Source organism: Chitinophaga skermanii (assembly GCF_003259335.1).
Taxonomy (GTDB): Bacteria; Bacteroidota; Bacteroidia; order Chitinophagales; family Chitinophagaceae; genus Chitinophaga; species Chitinophaga skermanii.
The window spans coordinates 610,062-636,554 of the sequence record NZ_QLLL01000002.1 but is presented as its reverse complement, the minus strand read 5'-3'; the positions used below and the strand labels follow the sequence as shown (position 1 = coordinate 636,554).

Here is a 26,493-nt window from a genome sequence, read left to right as displayed (position 1 = left end):
TCTTCTCAATACCAGCTTAAAATACAGCCTAAAATATACTACCCAGGTATATCTCCTATATATGTAACAAGCTTCAAACCCTTTAAAATATATTAGCACATACATTGAAGAACATTGAAAGATAATACCCATCAACGTTTCAAAACATGGTTTTAATATTTGATATTATAGGTAGAAACATACGCAAAGTGTCAATATGACGTAGCGGTTGTAAGACCTAATTATATTACCGCTTCTTCTGCAAAGTTTGCCGGTTTGTAGCGTTTCGCCAGTAAGCCTGTTGCTTCCGCTAAGTTAATGTCGTATACGAACACCCCCGGTTCGCCGTAAGGTGCATGCGCTAAGCAAGTTCCATTCGGTGCGATGAGGGAGCTGGCCGATTCGGGATAACGCATTGCGTAATTAGCACTGGCGAAAAAGATGGTATTTTCCATTGATCGCATCATCATCGCTTTTTCGTAGTAGGGGTTTGATATTGCGCCCCATTCTGTTAGCATCTCGGCTTCGTCGACATTACTGCCTGTGCAATGAGGATGGAAAACTACTTGTGCACCACGGCGTGCCGGCCATCTAACCGATTCGGGGTAGCGGAAACCTTCGTGGCAAATGGTGATGCCAAAAGTTAATTCATCTATCGTAAATACGCGGTGTGCAGTACCTGCTTTCCAAATAACTTCTTCAGTTGGATCGAGTTGTGTTTTGGCTTGGTAGCCTAATACACTACCATCCGGTGCAATAACGAATGCCACGTTTAGTAATGAATCGCCTTCAAACCAATCCATGGGTAGTATAATACCCATTTGGTACTTCGCGGCTGTTGCTGCCGCATGATCTAATGCTGCTTGCAGGGCCGGTTGATTCCTTTCTGTTACCGGTGGATGGTTCGGTAAGGGATAGCCTGGAATAAATGATTCTGGAAAGCACACAATACGAGCAGCTTGTTCAGCAGCTTCAGCAACAAGTTTATCGAGCCAATATAATCCTTCTTTAATAGTACTAGGCAAAGGTGGCGAGGCAATAGCTATTTTCATACATCGAGCTTTTAAGGTGATGGCAAGTTAAAGATTTACCCTTATATGCGTGCGCTAGATACAGGTGTATGCAACTGTTTTTTGAAAAGTTTACCTATAGGTATTTCTAAAAATAAAAAATTGTTGCGTTGCTGTAATGTAATACTGCATTGGGTTTGAAGGTATTTGGTTTTTGATGTTGATAAAGAAGTGCATTGATTGAAATTTTTAAATATGCAATGTTGTATCTTTCTTGTAAATCGCCCATATATGAAAATATTGCAAAGATGCTGCGTGGTTTTTTTACTGCTATTGGTTGGGATTTCCCCTACAAATGCACAACAAAATGACGCTCAAGACATCCAACAAAAGATCCTGCAACTCGATAGTGCATTCTGGAAATCTTATAACGAATGCGATATTGCTAAGTTTGCTACTTTCTTCACGGATGATTTAGAGTTTTACCACGATAAAGGAGGTATTACGCTGGGTTCAAAAGAAGAAGTAACCACTTTTAAGAACAATTTATGTAACACGGAAAAAGATTTTCGCTTGCGTAGAGAAGCTGTGCCAGGTACTGTAAAAGTGTATCCCATGAAGAGCAATGGGCAAGTGTATGGCGCCATTATTACAGGTGAGCATGTATTCTTCATCTTGGAGAAAGGTACATCTCGATTAGATGGCCAAGCCCGGTTCACACACTTATGGGTGTTGGATAATGGCCAGTGGAAGATGAAACGTGTACTCAGTTATGATCATGGTCCTGCCGATTTTCATGCGAAGTACAAAGAGATCAGTTTATCCGCGGCCGCTGTTAAACGTTTCGAAGGAACCTACAAAGGGCCTAGCACCTCTTTGGAAGCAAAGGTGCAAAAAGGGAAACTTACTTTTATCATGAATGGTAAAACATTCGACATTTACCCGATGGCGTCTCATCAATTCTTTGCTGCTGAACGAGATCTTACGTTCGAGTTTGTGAAGGATAAATTGATTGTGCGCGAGGATGAAAAGATCGTGGAAGAAATGTTGAAAGTGAAATAGGATTTGCGGCTAATCCATCCTTATATATTTAAGTGGGTGCTTATGAGCACGAGGTATTGGGCGATATATTACCTACGGTTCATAAAGAACGAGCGTTGAAGTGTGCGACGCCACTAAAGCCGGTCTATCTTCAACAGTTGACCACAAAACAGTGAAACCTACGTAGAAAATATCTTATATGTTAACCCAGCGTTCAGTTATCCTGGTAGTTTTTGGGCAAAAAACAATCAATTTGTCAAATAATTGGGGAGAAAAATTTGAATTTGTAATATTTTTGTTCGGAATGTTCGGTGTATGGCGGTATCTCCTTTATATAATGAAGTAGGGCTTTTCCAGCAGATTGCTGCGGGAGAGCAGGAAGCTTTTAAGGATGTATACTATTATTATTACCCTAAGTTATACGGTTTTGTTGTGTCGATTACCAAGTCGGCCATTATTACAGAAGAGATTTTACAGGAAACATTTACGCGCTTATGGGAACACCGCGAAATGTTAGCCGATAAAGGATATTCTGCGCCTTGGTTATTCCGGGTAGCTGCTAACTTAGCCTACGACGCCATTAGGAAAGCAGCCAGCGAATCCAAACTACACGAACTCCTCATCCAATTTCAAGCTAACCACCATGCTTCCAATAATGTTGCCGACCATATCGATGAATGGCAACAAAAAGGTCTTTTAGATGAAGCCATCCGGCAATTACCGGCACAACGACAGTTAATTTTCCGAATGTCGCGCATAGAAGGCAAGAGTCACCAAGAAATTGCCGAACAACTAGGCATTTCTACCAATACCGTGAAAAACCAAATGGTGACCGCCCTCAAAGCCGTGCGAAGCTTCATACATAATGCCAACAAAATCTTGCTTACTATCCTGGGGTAAAATTTTTTTTGAGGGGGGAATAGTCCTTCCGTTTCACTCCATCGTTACTCTTATTATACACCTAATTCATTGCATGATGCATACCGACATCCATCGTATGGAGTATTTACTTGCGCGCTATAGCGAAGGAACCGCCACGGCAGAAGAATCTACCGAGCTGGAGACTTTGTTGTTGCAAGCAGAACTTCGACCCATTGTGATAGATATTTTGACTAAAATGGCTGCTGAATCTAATATCACCGCGCATATCAGCGAAAGTGAATTAGAGAAGGGCGCTGCACATATTTTACATAGACCTACGAAAAAAGTAATGCCACTACGCCGTATTTGGTTGACAGCGGCGAGCATTGCTTTATTACTCACCGTAGGAACGATGTATTACATCAACCGTCAACATCCCGTAAAAGCGCCAACCGTTACGGTTGCGCAAGTTGTGCCGGGGAAAGACGGTGCTATTCTCACGTTAGCCGACGGCTCGCAGGTTTCCCTAGATTCTGCAGCCAACGGCACCGTGGCGGCACAAAATGGGCAAACTATCGTAAAGAAAAACGGTCAATTAGTGTTTATGCCGAATGAGGCCGGTGATCCGAATACGTTTACCACGGTGAGTACCCCGAAAGGCAGGCAGATACAATTAGTATTACCCGACGGTACAAAAGCATGGTTAAACGCGGCTTCCACATTGCTTGTGCCTACAAAATTCGATACCCAAGGTCGCGTAGTAAACGTGCAAGGGGAAGCGTATTTCGAGGTAGCAAAATTGACGATGCCGGGTTCGCAGCAACGCATGCCGTTTAGGGTAATAACGCGTAAAAATGTTTACATAGAAGTTTTGGGTACCCATTTTAATATTCAAACCTACGAGAACGATAATAGTGTGAAAGCTACGCTGGCAGAAGGAAGCGTGAAAGTGTTTGCAGGTAACAAAGCTACTTTGATTAAGCCGGGAGAACAAGCAGTTGTAGTAGATAACCAGCAAGGTATTGAAGTGAAGGCCGTGGATATCGACGAAGTGCTGGCTTGGAAGAATGGCACATTTATGTTCAAGCACCGCACACCGGTAACGGAAGTGCTGAAGCAAATTGCCCGCTGGTACGATGTGGAAGTGGTATATCCAAATGGCCAGCCCACCGCCGTATTTGAAGGGGAGATGCAGCGCGATTTGAGTTTCGACCAGGTGGTGAAGGGATTAAGCGCGATGGGATTGGATATAACAATTGAAGGAAGGAAATTAATAGTACGACAATAAATAGGATATAAGAATTTCCGGGGTTACAGGTAAAAATAAAAACCGGGCGTGCGGCAACACACCCGGCGGCAGTTCCTGGTAATCTCATAATAACAACTGTAGGTCATTTATTACTCAACCAAAAACCGTTACAAAAGTATGTTTTTTTACACTTTTAGTAACCGGGCTCGCTATGCACTATGTCAAACGGCGAGTACTTCGGCAGGCGCTGCAAGGAACCGGGTTACAACCAAAATTATGCGCGTGGTACGTCTTTATGCCTTTTTTATGCTAGCTTTTTGTTTGCATATCACTGCAAACGGGATTTCACAAACGGTGAATTATTCGGCCGAAAAAGTGCCGTTGAGCAAAATATTTCCTGTTATTAAACAGCAAACGGGGTATGTAGTGTTGTATAACCCCGACCAGCTAACTAGCCTAGCGCCTGTTAGTATAGCCGCGCATAAAATGCCGCTGCAAGCGTTTTTGTCGGAGATTTTAAAAGGGCAGCCGCTTGGGTTTACCATTGAAGGCAAAACCATTTTCATCAAGAAAACAGTTACAGCAGCTAATATTCCTTTGCCCACCATGGAGCAACAAGTGGTGCCCGTGGTATCGGGTAATATTACCGGTGATGATGGGCGAGCTGTGCCGGGTGTTGCTATTAGGGTAAAAGGCGAAACGGTGGGTACTACCACCGATGAACGCGGTTATTTTATATTAAAGAACGTAGCACCGAATGCTGAATTAGAGATTAGTTCATTAGGTTTCAGACCGGTATTGGTAAGCGTTGCCGATTGTTGCAAGCGTTCATCAGCCGTTAAAGGTGTAATGCCTGTAATGAAGGAAGATGGTTCTTTACATGTTTATATTAAATTGGAATTATCGGTACGTGCATTGGAAGAGATTTCTATTATGAACACCGGTTTCCAAAATGTATCGAAAGAACGTTCTACAGCGGCCGCTACGAAATTGAGTAACGAACAAATTAACCAACATATTAACGCGAACTTATCGGGTGCTATTGAAGGAAAGGTTGCCGGCTTTAGCTTATTCCAAGGAAAACCGATGATTCGCGGTATTAGTACTTATTCGCTTGGTATTGGCACACAGCCTTTATTAGTTATTGATGGATTAATTACGGAAGGTAGTTTAGATCAAATCAACCCCTACGATATTGAATCGATCACTGTATTGAAAGATGCGGCAGCAGCTTCCATTTATGGTGCAAGGGCAGCGAATGGGGTAATTGTATTAACCACCAAGCAAGGTAAACGTGGTGAAACAACGTTGAGTGCAAACGTAGATTACTTCGTTACGGAGAAGCCTAATTATGATGCCATGAATTATGCTTCCACGGGTGATATGATTGATTATGAAACGGATGTGTATAAGTACCAAAGGAGTAAATACGCTACTGATGCCGATTTCTTCAAGTACTATGGTAGCTTAGGTGCGGGTCCTATTCGTTATTATTCACCTTTGTATGCGTTGTATCGCAACCAAGCAGAAGGCAAATTGTCGGCCGACCAGGTAGCTAATACGCTCGACCAGTGGAGAAATATCAATTACATCGATCAGTATAAAAAATACGTTAACCAAAATAATGTACGCAAGCGTTATAACCTAGCACTTAGTACAGCCACGGATAAAAACAATACTTACCTCTCTTTGAACTATGATACAGAACAAGGGGATGTAATTAACAATACATCCAACAACTTCACCTTGTACATGAAATCTACTTACAATGTGAAGAAATGGTTGAGTGTAACCGTGGGAACCAATACTGCGTACAATCGTAGCGTTTCTACAGATAACAGTTACGAAGATTTTTCAAAGTTTGAACTGTATACACCAATTGTTGATGCAAGCGGGAAAAGAGTATACCGTGATTACGTGAACTTATCAGATGGTTTCTCCTCTTCGGGTGCCATGAATAGCGTGGTGGCGGAAGCCTTGAAAGCAAATGGTAACTTCAAACCTATTACATTTAATGTTTTAGACGAACTCAACTACGGCAAAACGAAAACGGATGTATTGCGTTTACGTGCTTTCACCGATATGCAAGTAAAGCTATTACCGGGTTTGCGATATAATATGAAGTTTCAGTACGAAATGGGGTCCAACCGTACAGAAACTTACAATGAAGAAGCGTCTTACAAAATGCGCTACTTGTATAACGGTATGAGTAGCTATAGCAGTGCAACGAATAAGTATACGCGTTATGTGCCTGCGGGTGATCGCTTTTACCAATCGGAATCAAGAGCGAATAACTATACGTTCCGTCATCAATTAGATTACGATAATACCTTCCGCATTAACGGTAAAACACATGATATTACTGCCATTGGTGGTTTTGAAATGCGTGAGTCGAAAGCACCGCGCAGCATTACTTCTTTGCGTTATGGTTATAACCCAGTTACGCTTACTTCTGTAGTAACGGATTGGGCCACCTTGAACGAGTCGGGTATTGATAGTTATTTGTATGGCAATACTACATTGGGATATACGCCTAGCAAAACACAAACAGAATCTTTACACCGGTATGTATCAAGTTACGCCAACTTTGGTTACACCTACGAAGGGAAATATAACTTAACCGGAAGTATTCGTATGGACCAAGCCGATTTATTTGGGGTTGATCCTAAGTACCGTTACAGGCCTTTATGGTCGTTAGGTGCGGGTTGGAACGTAACAAGTGAGCCGTTCATGCAAGCATTCCCGATGGTCGATTTCTTAAAGGTGCGTGCAACGTATGGTGTAAATGGGAACGTTGACCAGTCTTCCTCACCTTTCATTACAGCGAAAATTAAATCAGATAACTTATTCACCGATTTACAATACATCGATTTAACGAGGTTACCGAATCCTAAATTGCGTTGGGAGAAAACAGCAACAGCGAACTTGGGTGTTGATGTTACCTTGTATGATGGTCGTATTCGTGGTACAATCGATTATTACCGCAAGTACAGTACTGATTTGATTGTTCAAACGGATTTGGATCCTACTGTGGGTTCTACCAAAATTAGCTTGAACAACGGTGAAATGAGTAACAAGGGGATTGAAGTGAACTTATCGGGTGAATATATTAGGAAGAAGGATTTGCGTGTAGGGTCTACCATCGTGTTTGCCTATAACAAGAATAGAATTGAGAAAGTGAACAGTTTAACGACAAGTGCATACAATATCATCAGTTCTCCCACCTTCTATTTCTTCGATAATACACCGTACAATGCTTTGTATGCTTATCAATATGGTGGTATGACAAATGGTTACCCGTATGTATTGGATGAAAATGGTGAACCTAATATCACGTTCGATAAAGATGGTAACCCTACTTCCATGAAGCAAGTGAATAACCCTTCAGCCATTCGCTTGATGGGCACGATGATCCCTAAAATATCGGGTTCTTTCCAACAGAGCATTTATTACAAAGGTTTCCAATTGAACGCCTTGTTTGCTTTCTATGCGGGGCACAAGATGCGTAAAGACGTAATGGATTTATCGGGTGTAACACAGAATACAAAAGAAATTACAAACCGTTGGAAAGATGGAGCAACGGCAGATGCGCCGCGTTTAGAAATCGATTATCCAAGCAGCTTCCTTTCTTCGGTGTCGTCGGTTTCTTCTTATTATCGTTATTCCGATATCAACATCCTCGATGCATCATCGGTACGATTGAGAAACGTTTCGCTTTCTTATACAGTCAACAATAATGTATTGAAGTTCCTCCACGCAAAACAATTGCGTCTTACCGCGCAAGCCAACAACTTGTGGTTGTGGACGGCTAATAAAGAAGGATTAGATCCAGAAGCAGCCAGCTTGAACAGCGTTACACGCAGCTTGCCAATTCCAAGATCATTCTTAGTAGGCGCAGCACTTAGTTTTTAATGTTACAATGGAAAGAAAATGAACAACAACTTCTTAAAATATACACTCTTAGCCGCTAGTATATTCACTGCGAGCAGCTGTAAAAAATACCTCGACCTTACACCGAAAGGTGAAATGGTAGTAGAGAAAACGGAAGACTTCTACAACATGGTAAGCTATCCCAACCGCGCTTACCCCATCAATAACTTCCAGTACTTAAGCGACGACCAATGGATTCGTGAATCGTACGTAATAGGTGTGAACAAGAGTATGGATATTATCAATTTCACCTTCGATTCTACAGAAAGCAGGGTGAATTATATGACTAGCTCTACCCTGTACAACCGTACATACGAGTACATCAACCGTTGGAACATGATTGTTTCATTGGTAGATAATAGCAAGGGCGACGATAATATGAAAGCATTGGCTAAAGCCGAGGCGCGTGTATTACGTGCCTACGACCACTTCATTTTGTTGAATTCCTTTGCCAAGCATTACAATAAAGCTACAGCAGCAACCGATGGCGGTATTTGCATGATGGATAAATACGACCTGGAAGCGCAACCTTCTAAGGCATCGGTAGAGCAAGTGTACCAGTTTATTGAGAAAGACCTCGACGAGTCGATTCCGTTCTTACAGAAAACACCGAAAGATGTATACCACCCGAGTTTAGTATTTGCGTATGCATTTAAAGCAAAGGTGCATTTGTTTAAGAAGGAATGGGATAAAGCAAAGGCCGCCGCACAACAAGCATTGGCTTTGAATAGCGAGGTGTTTGACTTGGTAACTTACACTACCCAAGGTGGCCCTAGTAAAGTATTGATCCCTGCCGGTGTAAATCCCGAGAATTTGAGCTACCATTATATGACAGGTCGTAACGAATTGAACTTCGGTTATACTTGTATTATTAGTCCAGAATTGGTGCAATTATTTGGTAAAAATGATGCGCGTTATAATTTGTTCTTCAATGCTACGAATGCTTCCTTCTTAGATATTGGCAGTGGTACTGCTTATTGGAATGTGAAGTTTACGAACTTCTTTTACCCTACAGTAGGATTGAAAACACCAGAAGTACATTTGATGTTGGCGGAGTGCTTAGCACGTGAAGGCAACTTACAAGGAGCGATGGATATCGTTAATATGTTGCGTTCGAAACGTATTACCAATGCTACGGAAGCTAAACTGGAGGTGCCTGGAACGAAAGAAGATGTAGTGCGTATTATTATTGCGGAGCGTAGAAAGGAATTGTTATTTGGTTTTAACCGTTTCTGGGATTTGAGGAGATTTAATACCGAGCCGGAGTATGCGAAAACAATTGTACGTAAATTCCCGCTTGTACGTACCACTGTTCCACAGCAAACCTACACATTACCACCGAATTCAAAATTATACATCTTACCATTTGCGCAGGATGTGTTGAAGAAGAACCTTACACTCACCGTTAACAGCGGGGAATCAGTTCCCTGGTAAGCTTTAATACTTATCATATTTGCACCGTGCAGCCAAAAGTTGCACGGTGTTTAGGAAACCTATGTTCAAAATATTGCCAACAATTCAATATTCATGAAAAAAGAAATCATTGCCCTGTCGATGTTGACCGCCTTACATGCTTCGGCGCAGCAAAAAGACAGCTCGAAACCTGCTGAGAAAGAAACAACAACTGCGGCACCTAGCAAAGACAAGATGCAGGCGTATGATAAAGTAATTACACCAAGTACAACTACGAAGAGCGGGATGTTCTTCGTACATTTCGTAGACAATAAATACTATTTCGAAATCCCGGATTCGCTGATGAATAGGGATATTCTTGCTGTAACCCGTTATGTTGCCACGCCGGAAGGGGGGCAAATGTACGGTGGTGAAAAGGCAAATGAACAAACCATTTATTTCGAGAAAGGCATTCAAGGAAAGATTTTTTTACGCGTAAATGTTGTGCGTTCGCGTGCTAAAGATGAAAACCAAGCCATTTATAAAGCTATTCAAAATACAACTGTACGACCTATTGCCGCGGCTTTCGATATTAAAACTATCAACCCTGCAAACGGCAACGTGGTAATAGATGTAACAGATTTCTTCAAGAAGGAGAATGCTGTTGTAACCATTGCCCAAGACATAAAAACAGAGAAGAAGTTAGGTGGCTTAGCAGATGATAGAAGTTTCATTACAAGCATCAAAACCTTCCCTATCAACATAGAAATTCGTTCCCTTAAAACATATACTTCTTCTAATCCAGGTTTAGCTGCTAGTGCCGCTAGTGGTGTTGTGTCGTTGGAATTGAATACGTCGCTTGTATTGTTGCCTAAAGTACCGATGCGTAAAAGATTATTCGACGAACGAGTGGGGTACTTCGCGAACAACTTCGTATTGTTCGATGATAATTCACAACAAACCAATACCTACGGTATTATTCAGCGTTACCGTTTAGAACCCAAAGAAGAAGATATTGAGAAATACAAGCGAGGTGAGTTAGTAGAACCTAAAAAGCAAATTGTATACTATATCGATCCTGCTACACCGGCAAAGTGGCGCCCATATTTAATGGCGGGTGTAAACGATTGGCAGAAGGCTTTTGAGCAAGCCGGATTTAAAAATGCGATTGTAGCGAAAGCATGGCCATCGGAAGATACTACGATGAGTATGGAAGATGCACGTTTCTCGGTGATTCGTTATTTCGCATCGGAAATTCCGAATGCTTATGGTCCACGTATTTCAGATCCAAGGAGTGGCGAAATTATTGAAAGTCATGTGGGTTGGTATCATAATGTAATGAAGCTCGTACATGATTGGTACATGGTACAAGTAGGCCCGAATGATGCGCGTGCTAGGAAGATGGAGTTTGATGATGAATTGATGGGAGAGTTGATCCGGTTTGTTTCTTCCCATGAAATTGGTCATACACTTGGTTTGCGTCATAATATGGGTGCATCTAGTCAAACACCGGTGGAGAAATTACGTGATAAGAAATGGGTAGAGGCCAATGGTCATACTGTATCAATCATGGATTATGCTCGTTTCAACTACGTGGCCCAGCCGGAAGATAAAATTGGAAAGGATGGATTGTACCCAAGAATTGGCGCTTATGATAAGTGGGCTATTCAATGGGGCTACAAGAACATTTTTAATACGAATGATGAATTCGAAGACAAGAAGGTGCTCAATAAATGGATTGTAGATAGTTTAAATGCTAACCCGCGTTTGTGGTTTGGTGGTGAAGGCAAGAATGGTGATCCGCGTAGCCAGACGGAGGATTTAGGTGATAACTCTGTGAAAGCGAGTGATTATGGGTTGTTGAACCTACAACGCGTGATGTCAAACTTATTGGAATGGACGAAAGAAGAAGGCGACTTGTACGATAACCTAAAACGCATGTATAAAGCCACTACTGGTCAATACTCACGCTACTTGTACCACGTATTAACTAACATCAATGGTACTTACATCACTTTCAAAAGCCAGGAGCAGAATGGTGCAGTATATACACCGGTTCCAAAAGAAAGAATGCAAGAAGCCATTGATTATGTGGGACGAAATTTAATGAACCCGCCTTTGTGGTTGTATCCAGAAAATATAACAAACAAACTACGCGTATTTCCTTTCGAGGAAATTGGCAACGTGCAAAACAACGTATTAAATACTTTGTTAAGCCCGGGTATGTTGTACAATGTGATGCAAATCAACCTACAAGATCCGAAAGCGTATACGGTTACGGAATACTTGTTGGATGTAAAGAAAGCGGCATGGCAGAAATTTACAGGCGATAAAGTACTAGATGCTTACCGCCGTAATATCCAAAAAATGTACTTGGAAAGAATAGCCATGATTTACAAGCCTGTATCTATTGATGCCGGTAAAATGTTAACCAATGCGGAACGTAGCGATGCGCGTATATATGTGCAGGAGCATTTATTAGCCTTGAAACGCCAAATACAAGCTTCTCCTGCAGCGAATGCATTGAACCAATTGCACAATGCAGCTATGATCAAAGAAATAGATCGCATCTTAAAGAGCGATTCCAAATAAGTGGAAACAGTGAAGATTGAAAGTTTAACGATTATTACACGGCCTTATAATTCATTATAAGGCCTTTTTTTATGCCATGATATTACTGTGAAGCATATAATTGTTCTATCAATCATTTAATTATCAATGAAGTATAATAATGTTGAATTTTTTAGAAAATATTTAAAACGAATTCTTATATATTTATCCCATCACATGTGCGCCTTAAGAATGTAGAGGAGGCGAATTGAGTTTTTGCGGCAACCCATTTCCACGTTTTCATTATTTAAACCCTTACATAAATAATATGTAAACCCAAAATCCACACAGATGAAAAAAGTTCTACTAACTGCCTTCCTGCTCGGAGGGAGCTTGTTTGCGTATGCGCAACAGTATTACTGGTCGTCGGGCGTTAAACACGCGTTAACCACGGATTCCACGACCGTTATTATCAAGTCAAAAAGCGCGGCCGACTTAAGTTCTGCCGTGAACCGTATGAAATTATCTGCTGCAGATAAAGATGCAGCGTATCGCCAAGTAAACGCGACAAATGTTACGGTGAAGTTCAATGCTAAGCGCGACCTTGCGGCCGTGGCTAAAACATTGGGTAACAGTGAAATTATTTATGCGCACAAAAATGGCAAAGCACCATTTGTATTAACAGGTACGGTATTGTACCAATTGGCAGATGGTAAATCTATTGCAGATGTAGAAAACTTCATCGCGAAGGAAAATTTAGGCAGCGTTCAACAAACACAGGGTGCTTACCAAACAGTTGTATTAACGCCGTCAAGCTTGAAACAAGTGTTGCCTATTGCTAATAAGCTTTACGAAAGTGGTCTTGTAAAATGGAGCCACCCGGATTTTTACAGCGACTTCAAAGTTGAAACAAATGATCCGAATTACAACAATCAATATTACTTGGATAATTACGCCCAAACAGGCGGTACGGCCAATATTGATATTGATTACACATTAGCTATCAGCAACTTTTCTTTCCCTAATGCAGTGCGTGTGGCAGTAATTGATGATGGGGTAGAAGCGCATGAGGATTTAGGTAACCGCGTTGTAGCAGGTTATTCTGCCGGTGGCTTTGGTACAGGAGCACCAGCATCTGCAAGTGCGGGTCATGGTGAGGCTTGTGCCGGTATTATAGGTGCTACCCGCGATAACAACCTCGGTGTGGCCGGTATTGCATCCAATGCTATCATTGTACCCGTGAATATTTTTAATGGTATTAACAATACAGCTGCTTCTGCATTTGATATTGCTACTAGTATCAACTGGGCATGGGACCCCGCACAAGGTAATGCTGCAGTATTAAGCTGTTCTTGGGGAGGTGGTGCACCTTCGGATGCAATTACTACCGCTATCAACAATGCAAGAACCCAAGGCCGTGGTGGGCTCGGTTGTATTGTTGTATTTTCAGCCGGCAACTTCGCGAATGGTTCAGCCTCTAATGTTTCTTATCCAGCTAACGTGAATGGTGTTATTTCTGTGGGGGCTATTGATAAATATGGGAATCGTTGGGGATATAGCCCTAACAATCCAATGATTGTTGCACCAACGGGTAATACGAATAACTTGGGTGATGTTTATACGCTGGATCGTATGGGAACGAATGGCTACTATAGCGGCAATTATACTAGTACTTTCGGTGGTACTTCTGCTGCTTGCCCGCAAGTTTCTGGGGTAGCTGCGTTGATTTTATCTGCAAGTCCTTGGTTAACGGAAGCACAAGTAAAAAGCGCTATTCTTTCTGGTGCTACGAATATGGGCAATACAACTAGCTTCGGTGTGGGGCGTTTAAATGCCTATAACGCCGTGAAATTAAGTCAGCCTACTATTACTGGTCCTGATCAATTCTGTACTACAACGGCTTTATATACAGTGAATAATGCACCTCCAGGTGCCACATTTGCATGGTCGCAAACCAACTCGGGTGCTTCAATTACGCCAACAGGTAACCCTGCGGTTGTGTCTGTAAGTACAAAAGGATATGGCCAAGTAAGTGTTAGTATTAATGGCGGGCAATATACATTGTCTAAATATGTAACAATGGGAACAACGGCTATTGTTTCCGCTTCACAACAGTATTGTGCGGGAAGTTACACACAATGGTATTTGCAAGCTACACCGGTAGGTAGTAGTGCTGTAAGTAACATTTCATGGCAGCCCGATCCAAGTAGCTCTGGTACGTACAATTTCTATAGCCCGAATAGCTTAAATACCTATGCAACTGTGGCTAATGGTGGTGGCTATGTGAACGTTAAGTTCACAGATGCTTGTGGTTATCCATCGCTTTACAGTGGTACACTTATTTATACCATTTGTCCTTCTGGCATGCGCATGGCTAATATTACGGCGTACCCCAATCCTGCCAACACCCAGTTGAATATCGAGGATCTCGGTACCACCGATCCTGCTTCCACTGCCAAAACAACTTCCGCCAAACAAGTCGATTTCGAAGCGAAGTTGTACGATGGTAAAGGTTTCCTCTTGCGTACGGCTAGTACGAAAGGCGATAAACGTGTGTCTTTCAATGTAAGTTCGCTGCCAGATGGTACCTATTATTTACACATTTTCCAAAATGGCGAACGCTCTGAACGTCAAGTCATCGTTCGACACTAATCTATATTAACTAGTGAATTGCAAGTCGTCTCTACTTTGTAGAGGCGACTTTTTATTTAACCCATACTACCGTGCTATCAATATTTGATGTGCTAGTTTTATTTAATACATTTGAAAATTGTTTAATCTAACTAAACCGAACCTATGAAACTGAAAAACTATTTATTGCTAGTAATGGCACTTGCCATGTTCTCAAGCTGTGGTTACAAAACTTCCGATGTAAGCAAAGTGTGGTTTTTTGTAAACGTTGAACCCATTTTAAAAGGAGAAGAGGCTAAAACTATGGCCGAAGCAAGAAAAATCACCGAAGGGATTTTACCCGGGTATTTGGCCGAGAACAATAAGAATTTTTCTCCCGCTAGTTTTTTAAATTTGGAAGAAGATGGTACTTATACCATGTACAGTCGCCATTTCGAGTATGGTACTTGGCAACTAAAAGGCAAGGATATTACCCTTACGAGCCAGGAGAAGAAAACAACCGTGTTTTCCATACTTGAGATGAAAGACAAAGGCATGAAGCTGCAAATGAAGATGGAGCCTGCTTTGGAAATAGCGTATGAGTTTGAAGGATATGATAATCACTTCAAAACGAAATTCGCCAATGCATTCAGCAAAGAGAATAACGAGTGGCGGATTACGCCAAAGCAAAAACAATCACCTAAAGAGATTGCTAAGAAACTAAAAAATCACTTTCAATATTACGTGTTGTATTTCAACTGGGCTATTGATAATGATATTCAAACTTTGGATGTGAGAAGTACGCCTAGTGTAGTGAAGATTTATGGGAATGGTTTCGCGGTTGAACCATATGAAGACTTGAAACAAGGATGGAAAGATACCTTCTACGATGAAGAAGATTGTAAACATGCAACGGATACTATCAATTATGTATTCGATCATGCGAATATTGCTTGGCCGAATACAACGAACAAGTTTAAATTCCATGCTGCCGGCTTCTCTCAATTAGCGCAACAATTCTAATCATAGTAAGCTCTATAGTACAAACCCCAGGCCTGCAAGCAGACCTGGGGTTTTATATTTGCGAAACATATAGCTGCACGCAAAGGGTTGGGTTAATTGCCTAATTGGAGCTCTTGACCGGCATTCACGGTAAACGTTGGCGTAATGGTTACCATCCGTGAAGCATTCAAGTGTAATTTACCGGCTGCTACCGTTACATTGGATGAATGAATAAAGCAACCTGTAATGGTGGTATTGCTTGTTACAGTTACACTGTTGTAAGTAGTAACAGGATTCACCCCGCAACCAGCTCCTACACCAATGGCTGCCACAGCATCTACTAAGCCATATCCCATTTGGTTGTTCCACGAGCCATTCGGGCTACCGGGTGTATACGTATAGCCGCCTACTTTTTTCGCTGTTGATTCGATGGCATTGCGTACTTGTAAACCGGTTAAGTTCGGCGATACAGCAATAACCAAAGCGGCTACACCTGCTACCATGGGCGCTGCCATAGAAGTTCCACTCATCGACCCTTCACCATTACTAGGTAAAGTTGACCAGATATTAGAACCGGGCGCCACCACATCTAAACCCGTTCCGAAGGAAGAAAAGCTAGAGCGGGTACCATTATTGGCAATAGAACCTACGGTTAAGATATTGGCATTACTATTGGCAGGGTAATCCATAGGACCATTGAAGTTGCCGGCCGCAAAAATGACAACAGTTCCTAATCCACCTCTACCATTTGCAATCGCACTGGCAATGGCATTATCCAGCATTGCACTTTGCAATTGGAAATAGTATGCCCCCCCTTGATCGCCCCAAGAGTTATTGATAACAGCCGCACCGTTCTGCCAAGCGTAGTTAATACCCGACGCTAATTGTTGCGACGTATTCACACCTAAGCCCAAACTATGACTTACTGATAAAATCGTGGCAGCAGGTGCTACGCCAGAACCCATGTAGTTGTTTTGGTTGGCGCCAACAATACCACCTACATGGGTACCATGATTACCATACACTACGGAAGGACTAGAGCCTGTCATTGCATTCCAAGAAAGAGGACTGTAGTTTGCTGCAAACTCTGGATGCGCGGCATCTACCCCTTGATCGAGGATGGCCACTGTAACCCCGGCACCTAGTGTAAGATCCCATGCATTACATGCGTTCACATCAATACCGGCGAAGCTTGTATTACGTAGCCCCCATTGGTTTACAAAACTTGGATCGGTAGGGCAGGCGTTATTTTTAAAGTGAAACATGAAACCTGGGTCGATTTCTGCGAATAAGTTCGTTTCGTAGAACGTATTTGCCATCGTTAAACCATTGCTGCCTAAAGGCGCTTTTAGTTTATACCAGGTGGGCATGTAAGGCACTTGTGTAAGAATTTCGGTACCTAGTTTCTCTGCTTGTGCTTTTAGAACAGGGAGATCATTTTCTGATTTTAATTGCACATAGAAGAATTCTGTAGTGGCAATGGGCATAGTGTCGTTGCCAAATACAGGTGCAATATGAATTTGCGCTGCTGGAGATGCTTTTTGTAATGATGTAGCATCTACAGGTAAAGAGCCGCTTTTAATTTCTACGATCTTCCAGGCATTGTCGTTGTATTTCTGCGGAGCACCTTTGAATTTTTCGCGGGCGAAAGATAGGTTGGTACCCAACTTACTCGCCGTTAATTGCGTGCTATCGGGTGCAGAAATATATACGAGATTTTTGCTGGGCGTGATCGAGATTTTCTTTCCCTTATACCAATAATAATCGGATTGGGCTTGGGCTAGCGCTGAAACAAACATTAATAGTACGACAAGAAACTTTTTCATCATGTTATGTTTTATGCGTTCGTTGATAAGATATAAATTGATAGATCGAGCATTGTTATTTTGTAATAACCATGCGTTTCGTATCTACAATTTTGTTATCAACGATGAGTGAATACATATAGATGCCTGCCGTTAATTCAGAAGAACCGATGGTTACTTCGCCTTTACCTGCGGCTGGAATGTTTCTTTGTGCTAACAATTTACCTTGTAAATCGTATACGCAGATCATAGCACCTATGGTGATTTTGGGTACGTCGTAACTAATCTTAGCTTGGTTGTTGAATGGATTGGGAGAATTTTGCATTAGCGCAGCACCATTTGTTTTATCTTTTAATGAAACAAACGTTTGTGCGCCTTTAGTGGCTTTTTCGGCGCGTAATGTTTCGATTTCTTTTTTCATAGAATCTACTTGTACTGCTAATTCTTGCACCGATTTGGTTAATAAAGAAACGATGGCTGTGTAGTTCAATAGGCGGTTACCATTTTCATCTACAATAACAGCTTCTGGTAACACTTGTTCTACTTCTTGCGCAATAAAGCCAACATCTTTCATGTCGTTACCGTCTTTCGCTTTGCGAAGATTATTGCCACCATTGCCTTTCCAATTGTATGAAACAGGATTTAAGCTCAGTAATTTATCTAAGCTGGTGTTCAATGGGAGAATGTTTGCTTTCGCGTTACGATCAGAATAATTATACACGTTTTGTACTTGGATGCTGTTGAAAGTACTGTTGTCTGAGTCGTAGAAAACTACTTGGTCGCCAGAACCGGAAATCCTTGGAGAGGGTACACCTAAACAAATTTTAAAGTAAGTAGGCGTGCCATAATAATCACCGGAAAAGTAATGGCCCCAACCATTGATATTGGTTGTGTAGGCACCAATTGGGTTAACGGGACCGAGGGTTAAGCGGCCATCTGCGCGGTATTTCAATTGGGCATGGGCAATAGAAAAACAGCTTGCCAAGAGGCAAAGTAGTAATAGTTTTTTCATGCTTGTAGGGTTTTAAGATGAAGGGTTCATGAATTTGTTGAATAATAGGAATCAGTATAATAACTGCGCGCACAGGAATTATTAAAATGGGTTTGGGTCTTTGGATTAAGTAGGATTGCCAACTAGTACAATAAAACAGTATTACGCACTTACGGGTAACAATTATTCTTTTAAAAGGAAGAATGTAAGTACATAGGTTAACTAAAACTCAATCTCTGCAAGGCATTACGGGTTAAATCCAAATAATAAAGCAACATGCTACTGCTGCCATTGTAAAGTAAATGTAGGAACATTGAATTGAAATTGCAATTCAGAGTGATAGTTTTTTCGTAATTTTTTTTGGATCAAAAAGGAAACCGCTTATAAAGAATTAGTTACAAATAGCTTGCAATGTTGTCGTAATAATTTGATAACAAGCTGCACTGCAGATATATTGCGACTTGTTGCTTTATAAGCGACCCGGGAAATTAATTTTTCCGTGCAATGAAGCGAATCACTGCGCCTTGGCCATTATGGAAGGTGCCTTCGCGGAGTGTGATAATGGCTTCTTGGAGAATATCGAATGTGAAGTTTTTGAAATCGGCTTGGATTTCTTCGATAGAGAATAGGGATGCAATGTCTTTCGGACCACCTACTTTTTCGTCTTTTTCAAGGTAAGCCAAATGATTTTTACTGAATGCTTCGAAGATGACAATGCCGCCAGGTTTCAACAACGTGACAAGCATTTTATGCAAGCTAGATTTTATCGATGCCGGGAAATGGGCAAAGATTAAGGCTATGGCATCGAACGAGTTGGGCGCATAATCCAGGTGCTGCAGTTCTCCCACTTGGTAATCGATGTGTACATTTTTCGCAGCTGCAAGTGCTTGTGCTTTCTGTTGCCCTGCTTGGCTAATATCGAAAGCGGATACTTCCCATCCCAATTGCGCAGCAAATACAGCATTTCTGCCTTCACCTTCTGCCGGGAATAATATTTTCCCTACAGGCCATTTCGCTAATTGTTCGGCGAGATATTCATTGGGTTGTAAACCGTATGCATAGTCGTCGTTTTCATAGCGTTCATTCCATTTATTCAACCAATTTTGATCCATTCTTTGAACGGTTTAGTGAAGTCCGAAATTACGGCTTATTTCTTCACCACCCTAAACCCCACATTGCTGAAACTCGCAAACGGGCTCGATGCACCTATGTCGATGGAATTAAAGAAACTACAAGAATGTTTACTGCACCACCAAGATCCTCCGCGGGCATGTACCGACTTGCTTTCGGGCCTATCATACGGTGCTTTCCCTTCACACAATTCAAATACATTCCCATATACATCATACAAACCCCAAGGATTTGGTTTGAACGATTTCACCGGCGAAGTATACATAAAACCATCACTGGAATCTGCCACTAAATGATCACGCCCATGCCATATATTGGCATATTCACCGATCTTTTTATCCTGGTTGCCCCAGAAGTATGTTGTATTCTTTCCTGCATTGGCAGCTACTTCCCATTCATCTACAGTAGGTAAACGGTACCCGGCCCATTGACAATAAGCCTGGGCATCTTTATAGCTGATAGTTGTAACTGGATGTTGTTGTTTATGTTCAATGCCACCACGCGTAATGCCATTCGGGTAACGCCAATATGCTGTAGTGTCTTGTATCCAACGGAACTCTGCTAGCCCGGGTTCGAATACCATGGCATTATGATGTTTTTCAGCTAAGGTTACATAGCCAGTAGCTGCTACAAATTCTGCGAATTGAGCATTGGTAATTTCGGTAGTAGAAATCTCGTACGAGTGAAGGGCAATAGTGCGCTTGGGATTTGCGGGGTAATTAGCTCGTCCAACTTGGTACTTGCCGGCAGGAACGGTAGTGAATGCTAAAGTATCTTGTGCTATAGCATTGAAAGTATAGCACAAGAAGCAAAGTATATATATACAACTAAACCGCATTAGCGTTTATAGTTTTTATAGAAGTCGTTTACCCGCTCTAAAATCAACGCTTCGTTCGCTGCATTATAATCAATGTAAGCATTGTAAATCGATTGATCGCTGTAAAGCTTTTTGTAGGTAGCTGATTTCAATAAAGGTTCGTATTTGTTTTCTTTCATGAGCAACAAGAAAATGGTCAATATATCATGATCTTTCTTGTCGATAAGGTAAAACTCTTGTAGGAAAGGAATCATCTCCACAGCATTCATATCTACAATGGCTTCTTTATAATTGACACCAATGCGTTTACTGCGCAGAATGGATTCTTTCATGATGGACATAACGGAGTCTTTGTTGTCTTTAAAGAAGGCAACTTGTCGTTTGCTCCAGTATTGTTCCGGGTAGGCCGATAGTAGGGCGCCGAATATTTTCTTATGCTCATCTTGAATGGGCATAGGAATATCGCAATTCTGGGCGTAATACTCGGGGTTAATCATGTTGTAGGTAAACTTAGCTCGTAAGCTGAGTTTATTGTAGATATCAGCCGGTAATTCGCCAATAGCTTCATAATCGCCATTGTCGTTATCGCGTGTTTCAATTTTAGCGATCAATGCTTTTACGGTAGCTAATTCGTAGGGTGGGGTGGTTACTTTAAGTCGGTAAGCATGGTAAGCTTGGCTTTCTTTGGATGCAGGTTTAAACTCATCGAATTCCTGTGCATGTACTTGCAATGTAGCGCATATGCACAAAAGCATGATTAATTGTTTCATCTTTTATTTTACATTTTTAATCGTCAATTCGTAATAATTCTTCGCTAGTTGTACAATCCTTTGCTCGTTCCTTGTGGTATATGAAATGGAGCTTTTAAATGGTTGATCATTATAGAGGGTTGTATATAAATCAACATCCCATTTCTTCAAAAAGCCACTACTGTTCATTAACTCTAAGCAAGCCGTTAAATAATCATGATCTCCTGGTTGCTTTTCATACCCGGCTAAAAGAACCGGTATTAACTCCAAAGCGCCCAATTCTACCACCAATTTTTTACAATTCAATCCCCAGTAACCTTGCAAGTTATATTCGGCAACTAAGTATTTCACACAGCTATCCCTATTCTCTTTAAAAAAATCATGTTGCTTATCACTCCAATCATATTCATTGATAAAACCTTGTAAGTGCGCATAGATACGCTTATTAGGATTGCCCAAGTCATACGGGTAACTACAATTAGCTTTAAACGCTTCGCGGTAGGTGAGATGATATGTAAACTTCTCTTGTAGGTTTAATTGCTCATATACTTCGTTAGCTATTGTAGCCCTTTCACTGGGATGCGTAGAAGGTGCCACGGGGTATAATGCCTGTAATTGATGTTGACCAATAGCCGGTACTAATTGCCTATGACGGTAGGTTTCCAATTGCTCTACTGGGAGGTCTTGCGTGAAAACACGCGTGTAACAAACTAACGCTATGAGAAGTAAAATACTGCGCATGTGTTTTACATTTAACGTTTCAAGATGCAAATTCTATCACTACTCAACATCACTTAGGGTGTAAAAATAAGGAAGTTATAATTTGAGCCACTCTTTTTACTAGTTATTTGGGGTAGTTGGTGTAAAATTGCCTTGCTAGGGTTATTACCTGTTGGACATTTTTGTCGTTGTATACAAGGTAGTTAGGGCGCGTGATGGATTCATTTTCGTACAATGTTTTGTATAGCTTTGGTGCTACTTGCTGAAGGAAATTATGTTGGAGCATCAATTGTAATGTAATACTTAGCAGTTCTTTTGATTTTGTTACATGATACCGCTCAATAATGGTAGGAATAAGCTCATTCGCTTGTAGTAAAATTGTCAATTTCTGCGCATTATGACCAAAATAGGAGGTAGGTAATAATGCTTGCAAGTATTGTATAGCGCTATCACGATGCTGCTGGAAATATGCAATTTGTTCATCACTCCATAATCTTGACATGTCTAGTCGCGGTAGCCTTCCCCATATAGCTGTATTGTAATGCACTGAGTAAATTGTTAAACTGCAAAATTGGGCAAGATGGTCACCGTAATATAGGTAGTACAGGAACTTTTCTTCTTCATGTAAGTGGTTAATTTGTTGCTTAGAAAGTAAGTTAGTGGAAGTAGCTGCTTCTTGTGTTTCAGGCACTATCTTTTTTACACGTTTTATGGCACTATCTAACTTGGGAGGGGTTATTTCCATAATATAATACCCAAGGTAGGAACTATTGGACGGTATTGTCGCCTTAAATGAACTGTCTTGTGCCGCTATAGAATTACAAAAAAATAGGGTAAATAAGAGTATAGTGTATCTAAGCATAGGGAGTAATTTTTTGTTGATTAATCGTTAATGGCCACGTTCTTTACATTCATTTTCTGTTGATAATAGGCCATGGCAATATCTATAATACGCTGGATATTGTCATGCGTTGCAGGAATGCACCTGTCGTCAATACACTGATTACCGGTGCGTGTTGGAGCATACAACAAGCAATTAGTAGTACAATTTTATACATACGTTAGGTTATTTACAGTAAAAAGAAACCCCAGCTAAGCCGGGGTTCCTAATAAATATCAGTCGAACTAGGTTTATTTCAAACCTAATAAGAAACCAATTGTAAAGTTTGCATCCCAATCGAATACATAGGTATCGCAATTCGTAGCATCTTTGATCGCTTTGTAGATATTCAAACCACATTTGGTTTTGATCTTGTCGGATTTGTATTCCGATGGATCATTCAATACAGTGAAGCGTTCTTCGCCTTCGCGGATTTCTTTGGCTAATTCGAATGGAACACCACCAATAATGAAACATACTTCGCGTTTATTCGCTGGGATTTTCTCTGCTAAAGATTTGATGGTAGCATATACCGCTTCGTCTTTCAAGTCTTTCTCATAGTATTTAGCACCCGGACCTTCTACTGATTTCACGTTTTCACCTTCCATCCAAGAGATCTTAGTGTTACCAGAACCGATATCCACTACGTAAGAGTTGTCGGCATAAGCTTTCGGTAAAACGCTTTTCAAGGCTAATTTACCTTCTTGTTCTGCTGTTACGAGGTTCACTACGTACCCCATTTTCTTCAATTCTGAAGCAATGGTGGTTGTTTTAGGTTCTTTTTGAGCACCAGAGCTAATGACGAAGTGTACGTTTTTAGAACGAACACCTTTGTCGAACATAGCGCCGATGTAGTTTTTTAAACCAATACGGATGTCTTCAGTAGTAGCCATGCCTTCGTAAGCAAATGACTTACCGAAGTCTTTTGTAACAATTTCCCAGTTTTTATCTTTATCGATGTTAATCACGAAAGAGTTAAAGCCAGATGCGCCTACTTCTACAACACCCTTCATTTCACCGTCTACCGGTTTAACAGGTTCGTAGTTAAAGGTTCTTCTGCTGCCTTTGGCTTTAGCACTGCTGCTGCCGGTATCTTTTACGGTGATAGAATCTGTTGTTTTTGCTGCAATGTTCGCTTCTGCATCGTTAGCGCCCATGTTAATGACAAAATAGGCGATCGCGATAATAGGTAACGCGATGATAAAGGCTTTAATCGGCCAACGTAATCTTGACCAAGTGGATGTTTGTGCCATGTTGTTGATAGTATTTGAAATAGTTGTGTGTTATTGTTTGTTAGGTTAGTCGAGTAAAGAGAAGCCTTTGTCTACTTTCTCTTCCGGTTTCATTTCGTAATAAGAGTTCGACATTTTTGCCACGTTTAACATTTTCAAGTTACGTTCGTCTACCTTACGAATGAATTCTTCCAACTCGTTTTGTGATGGCGCGCCACCAACGGTAATGTTGTTGTTTTGATCGAGGAAGTCGAGGTTAGAACGGATAGAAGCAATGTTTTGACTGATAGCGCCGGTTGCTGCGTTCATGGCTTCTTGGAATACCCAACCATCTTTAATGTTGAATACTTCAGCCAAGCCTTCCGTTGCATTTTTCATTTTCTGTGTAGCTTCTAATTTCTTTGCAATGATGGAAATAGAGCTATCGAGCGTGCTAACATAAATGCGCGCAGCACTTTCGTTGTCTTTCAGCACTTCTAATACTTTCGCGAACTGGTTCGCATATTGCACGTAGCTGCGGGCATTGTGCTCTTCAGCTTCCCCTTCTTTACCCAATAAAAATGCTTTGGTACGTGTTTCTTTCGCATCACGACTGTATTCATTGGCTTTCTCTTGGTTGTTTTCAGCAGCCATTTTGCCGCTTTTTTCTTCCAAGTTAGCCGCTTCTACGGTAAAACGTTTGGCAAGGGTATATTTTTCTTCCGCGGTTTTTTGTGCTGCTTCGGCGCTAGATACCATGTCGATACGTACACCATCAACATTCGCGATTTTGTCTTTTACTCTTTTGAGCGTATCCCTAGCATCGCGGGAAAGCATTTGTAATGTTTCGATAGGATTGCTACGGATGATTGCTTTTTCGCCTTTGAATAAGAGCGTGTTGCCAAGCCTGTGAAGCACTTGGATAATCCGGGGTGCCAGCATAAGCAATACGATCAGGATGATACTGAACACAACAAGCAAAATACTTTTGCCGGCGAATTCTAGCATCATAGGCAAGTACTTGTAAAACAAGAAGGCGCCGCCGAGTATGCCTGCCCAGAAGAAAATCGCTGCAATAGTTTTCTTTGCTGCCGGCGTTTGTAATTGTTGCGGCAAGTGGTCGCCAATCACCTGGAAAATTGGGAGCTGGCTCTTCAATTCTGCTGGGATATTAACCTGTTGTGGAGTGTTGGCCATAGGTTGCATAGATTGAGTGATATTAAGCACGTATTTGTGTTAAAGGTTGTTGATGAGTAGTAAAGCTTTCTGGATGTCGGTTACCACTTCTGTAACAGCCGCGTTGCCAACAGCGATTTTTTGATCGATGTCTTGCAATTGTGGTGCATACTTGCTGTGGATCTGTTGCAATGCTTGTTGTTTCTGTTGCAGGTTGCTGCGCAGTGCTTCGATTTCCTTTTCCAGTTGTGCGATTTCGCTTGTTAGGTTTGCTTTTTCGTTCACTAGGCCTTGTTCAATTTGCTGTTTTTGCTGTTGTTTAAGGCTTGTTTCTTTTTCGATAACGCTGCGTAATTCCGTTGCATAACGCTGCCCGGTGGTTTGCAGTTTTTCTTTCGTCAACGTTTTATCAACGTACTTTAATGAAGTGAAAGCGGCACGGAGATTTGATTCGGTAACGCCGCCCATTTCTGCGGCTGCGTTCCATACTTCAAAGAAATCGACACCCGGCTCGTTGAGTTTTTCGAGCATTTCGAGCACCTTTACTTTCATTTGCTTTACATCTGTGGCAGGTGTGTTGCTGATGTTATTAGCTAGGTTTACTGGCGGGTTCTTTGTAGCTGCGCTAGATGGAATAGGCGGTGGAACTGAATCGGCTTGCGGGGCCGGGGTAGTGGCTGTTTCCTGTATAGGGCTGTCTTCAAAGATGAGCTTTTTCAAGCTGTGTAAGATCCCGAATGAGTTTTTTTCTTTTTCCTCGTTCATGAATACTAATTATGTTACGCTAAAAATAATGAATTAATAACTGCAAATCCCGTTCCAGCTTTAATTTTTTTTCAACAGCGCAGTCCCCATTCACTCATTTCCCGTTTTTACAGCCCGGTAAAGAACTCGACAATTTGACAACTATCGGCATGTCATTTTTTGACCCGCCATCCTGCCATTTTTCCATGGCTCTTCCTGTCATTTTGAATACACTGCCGATCCAATCCCGCGCGCTATTCCCACGAAAATTTTCTTCTAAATAAAAATTAATCCTAACTATTCATCACACTAATATGTCATATTGTAAATCCTTCAGTGTAAAAAACCGTTCATCAATTTTCATATATGCGCATTTTGAGGTTAAAAAAACATTAATTGCTAAAACCTTTTTGCTGCATGTTGATAATTTTTTTTATCGTACGAAAACTAATACTATACAGTGTTTGGTGAAATGAGTTTTCACATTTCGTTAGGATTTCTATCGACGACTTTTTGGCAATAACACGTTTTGTGTATATTTGCCGCGCTTATGATGAAGATATAGAGTACACCTACAAGTAAAAAGGAAACATGTATGCGATTGTAATGAAACACATTGCACTCAACTTTTATTACGCCTATTTC

At 41.3% G+C, this 26,493-nt stretch carries 19 protein-coding genes; 8 read left to right on the top strand and 11 right to left on the bottom strand.

What is annotated here, in order from left to right:
* Nucleotides 1-221: 221 nt before the first annotated feature.
* Nucleotides 222-1,031, bottom strand: coding sequence for a carbon-nitrogen hydrolase family protein (locus LX64_RS06675; RefSeq protein WP_111596828.1), 810 nt, complete (start codon nt 1,029-1,031; stop codon nt 222-224).
* A gap of 249 nt (nt 1,032-1,280) precedes the next feature.
* Here LX64_RS06675 and LX64_RS06670 point away from each other — a divergent pair, with 249 nt between their 5' ends.
* The 8 genes from LX64_RS06670 (at nt 1,281) to LX64_RS06635 (ending at nt 15,645) form a co-directional block, all read left to right on the top strand.
* Nucleotides 1,281-2,051 carry a nuclear transport factor 2 family protein gene (locus tag LX64_RS06670; protein WP_158538557.1) on the top strand — a complete coding sequence of 257 codons (771 nt, stop codon included), beginning with the start codon at nt 1,281-1,283 and terminating at the stop codon, nt 2,049-2,051.
* Between the two features lie 294 nt (nt 2,052-2,345).
* Nucleotides 2,346-2,930 (top strand): RNA polymerase sigma factor, encoded by a 585-nt coding sequence (locus LX64_RS06665; RefSeq protein WP_111596826.1) that lies wholly within the window; start codon nt 2,346-2,348, stop codon nt 2,928-2,930.
* Between the two features lie 73 nt (nt 2,931-3,003).
* Nucleotides 3,004-4,179: a FecR family protein gene (locus LX64_RS06660; RefSeq protein WP_158538556.1), complete on the top strand. Its 1,176-nt coding sequence runs from the start codon at nt 3,004-3,006 to the stop codon at nt 4,177-4,179.
* A 138-nt stretch (nt 4,180-4,317) separates the two neighbouring features.
* Nucleotides 4,318-8,052, top strand: a complete 3,735-nt coding sequence (locus LX64_RS06655; RefSeq protein ID WP_111596824.1) for a SusC/RagA family TonB-linked outer membrane protein — start codon at nt 4,318-4,320, stop codon at nt 8,050-8,052.
* Between the two features lie 18 nt (nt 8,053-8,070).
* Nucleotides 8,071-9,504, top strand: a complete 1,434-nt coding sequence (locus LX64_RS06650; RefSeq protein WP_111596823.1) for a RagB/SusD family nutrient uptake outer membrane protein — start codon at nt 8,071-8,073, stop codon at nt 9,502-9,504.
* Nucleotides 9,505-9,597: 93 nt separating this feature from the next.
* Nucleotides 9,598-12,054, top strand: coding sequence for a zinc-dependent metalloprotease (locus LX64_RS06645; RefSeq protein ID WP_111596822.1), 2,457 nt, complete (start codon nt 9,598-9,600; stop codon nt 12,052-12,054).
* A 309-nt stretch (nt 12,055-12,363) separates the two neighbouring features.
* Nucleotides 12,364-14,664, top strand: coding sequence for a S8 family serine peptidase (locus LX64_RS06640; protein ID WP_111596821.1), 2,301 nt, complete (start codon nt 12,364-12,366; stop codon nt 14,662-14,664).
* Nucleotides 14,665-14,808: 144 nt separating this feature from the next.
* Complete coding sequence (locus LX64_RS06635; RefSeq protein WP_111596820.1) at nt 14,809-15,645, top strand: lipocalin family protein; 837 nt, start codon at nt 14,809-14,811, stop codon at nt 15,643-15,645.
* 92 nt (nt 15,646-15,737) lie between these two features.
* Here LX64_RS06635 and LX64_RS06630 read toward each other — a convergent pair whose 3' ends face one another.
* From LX64_RS06630 to LX64_RS06585, 10 genes are all read right to left on the bottom strand, one after another.
* Nucleotides 15,738-17,450 (bottom strand): S8 family peptidase, encoded by a 1,713-nt coding sequence (locus LX64_RS06630; RefSeq protein WP_158538555.1) that lies wholly within the window; start codon nt 17,448-17,450, stop codon nt 15,738-15,740.
* Between the two features lie 55 nt (nt 17,451-17,505).
* A complete protein-coding gene (locus tag LX64_RS06625; protein ID WP_111596818.1) occupies nt 17,506-18,441 on the bottom strand; it encodes a tail fiber domain-containing protein in 936 nt (311 codons plus the stop codon).
* Between the two features lie 467 nt (nt 18,442-18,908).
* Nucleotides 18,909-19,532 (bottom strand): class I SAM-dependent methyltransferase, encoded by a 624-nt coding sequence (locus LX64_RS06620; RefSeq protein ID WP_111596817.1) that lies wholly within the window; start codon nt 19,530-19,532, stop codon nt 18,909-18,911.
* A gap of 35 nt (nt 19,533-19,567) precedes the next feature.
* Entirely contained in the window at nt 19,568-20,356 is a 789-nt protein-coding gene (locus LX64_RS06615; RefSeq protein ID WP_245952570.1) for an SUMF1/EgtB/PvdO family nonheme iron enzyme, read from the bottom strand.
* A gap of 32 nt (nt 20,357-20,388) precedes the next feature.
* Nucleotides 20,389-21,138 (bottom strand): hypothetical protein, encoded by a 750-nt coding sequence (locus tag LX64_RS06610; RefSeq protein WP_111596815.1) that lies wholly within the window; start codon nt 21,136-21,138, stop codon nt 20,389-20,391.
* 3 nt (nt 21,139-21,141) lie between these two features.
* The gene (locus LX64_RS06605; RefSeq protein WP_111596814.1) at nt 21,142-21,858 is read right to left on the bottom strand and encodes a hypothetical protein; all 717 of its coding nucleotides are present in this window, start codon (nt 21,856-21,858) and stop codon (nt 21,142-21,144) included.
* A gap of 103 nt (nt 21,859-21,961) precedes the next feature.
* A complete protein-coding gene (locus LX64_RS25985; RefSeq protein ID WP_158538554.1) occupies nt 21,962-22,339 on the bottom strand; it encodes a hypothetical protein in 378 nt (125 codons plus the stop codon).
* Between the two features lie 629 nt (nt 22,340-22,968).
* Nucleotides 22,969-23,970 (bottom strand): hypothetical protein, encoded by a 1,002-nt coding sequence (locus LX64_RS06595; protein ID WP_111596812.1) that lies wholly within the window; start codon nt 23,968-23,970, stop codon nt 22,969-22,971.
* A 45-nt stretch (nt 23,971-24,015) separates the two neighbouring features.
* Complete coding sequence (locus LX64_RS06590; RefSeq protein WP_111597060.1) at nt 24,016-25,125, bottom strand: hypothetical protein; 1,110 nt, start codon at nt 25,123-25,125, stop codon at nt 24,016-24,018.
* A gap of 39 nt (nt 25,126-25,164) precedes the next feature.
* A complete protein-coding gene (locus tag LX64_RS06585) occupies nt 25,165-25,869 on the bottom strand; it encodes a hypothetical protein (protein WP_111596811.1) in 705 nt (234 codons plus the stop codon).
* Between the last annotated feature and the right edge of the window lie 624 nt (nt 25,870-26,493).

Coding starts and splice junctions, on each gene's coding strand:
- LX64_RS06650 (WP_111596823.1), top strand. CDS start 8,071: ATGAACAACAACTTCTTAAAATATACACTCTTAGCCGCTAGTATATTC.
- LX64_RS06645 (WP_111596822.1), top strand. CDS start 9,598: ATGAAAAAAGAAATCATTGCCCTGTCGATGTTGACCGCCTTACATGCT.
- LX64_RS06630 (WP_158538555.1), bottom strand. CDS start 17,450: ATGAAAAAGTTTCTTGTCGTACTATTAATGTTTGTTTCAGCGCTAGCC.
- LX64_RS06610 (WP_111596815.1), bottom strand. CDS start 21,138: ATGAAACAATTAATCATGCTTTTGTGCATATGCGCTACATTGCAAGTA.
- LX64_RS06670 (WP_158538557.1), top strand. CDS start 1,281: ATGAAAATATTGCAAAGATGCTGCGTGGTTTTTTTACTGCTATTGGTT.
- LX64_RS06625 (WP_111596818.1), bottom strand. CDS start 18,441: ATGAAAAAACTATTACTACTTTGCCTCTTGGCAAGCTGTTTTTCTATT.
- LX64_RS06660 (WP_158538556.1), top strand. CDS start 3,004: ATGATGCATACCGACATCCATCGTATGGAGTATTTACTTGCGCGCTAT.
- LX64_RS06665 (WP_111596826.1), top strand. CDS start 2,346: ATGGCGGTATCTCCTTTATATAATGAAGTAGGGCTTTTCCAGCAGATT.
- LX64_RS06590 (WP_111597060.1), bottom strand. CDS start 25,125: ATGGCCAACACTCCACAACAGGTTAATATCCCAGCAGAATTGAAGAGC.
- LX64_RS06675 (WP_111596828.1), bottom strand. CDS start 1,031: ATGAAAATAGCTATTGCCTCGCCACCTTTGCCTAGTACTATTAAAGAA.
- LX64_RS06595 (WP_111596812.1), bottom strand. CDS start 23,970: ATGGCACAAACATCCACTTGGTCAAGATTACGTTGGCCGATTAAAGCC.
- LX64_RS06585 (WP_111596811.1), bottom strand. CDS start 25,869: ATGAACGAGGAAAAAGAAAAAAACTCATTCGGGATCTTACACAGCTTG.
- LX64_RS06640 (WP_111596821.1), top strand. CDS start 12,364: ATGAAAAAAGTTCTACTAACTGCCTTCCTGCTCGGAGGGAGCTTGTTT.
- LX64_RS25985 (WP_158538554.1), bottom strand. CDS start 22,339: ATGTCAAGATTATGGAGTGATGAACAAATTGCATATTTCCAGCAGCAT.
- LX64_RS06620 (WP_111596817.1), bottom strand. CDS start 19,532: ATGGATCAAAATTGGTTGAATAAATGGAATGAACGCTATGAAAACGAC.
- LX64_RS06635 (WP_111596820.1), top strand. CDS start 14,809: ATGAAACTGAAAAACTATTTATTGCTAGTAATGGCACTTGCCATGTTC.
- LX64_RS06655 (WP_111596824.1), top strand. CDS start 4,318: ATGTTTTTTTACACTTTTAGTAACCGGGCTCGCTATGCACTATGTCAA.
- LX64_RS06605 (WP_111596814.1), bottom strand. CDS start 21,858: ATGCGCAGTATTTTACTTCTCATAGCGTTAGTTTGTTACACGCGTGTT.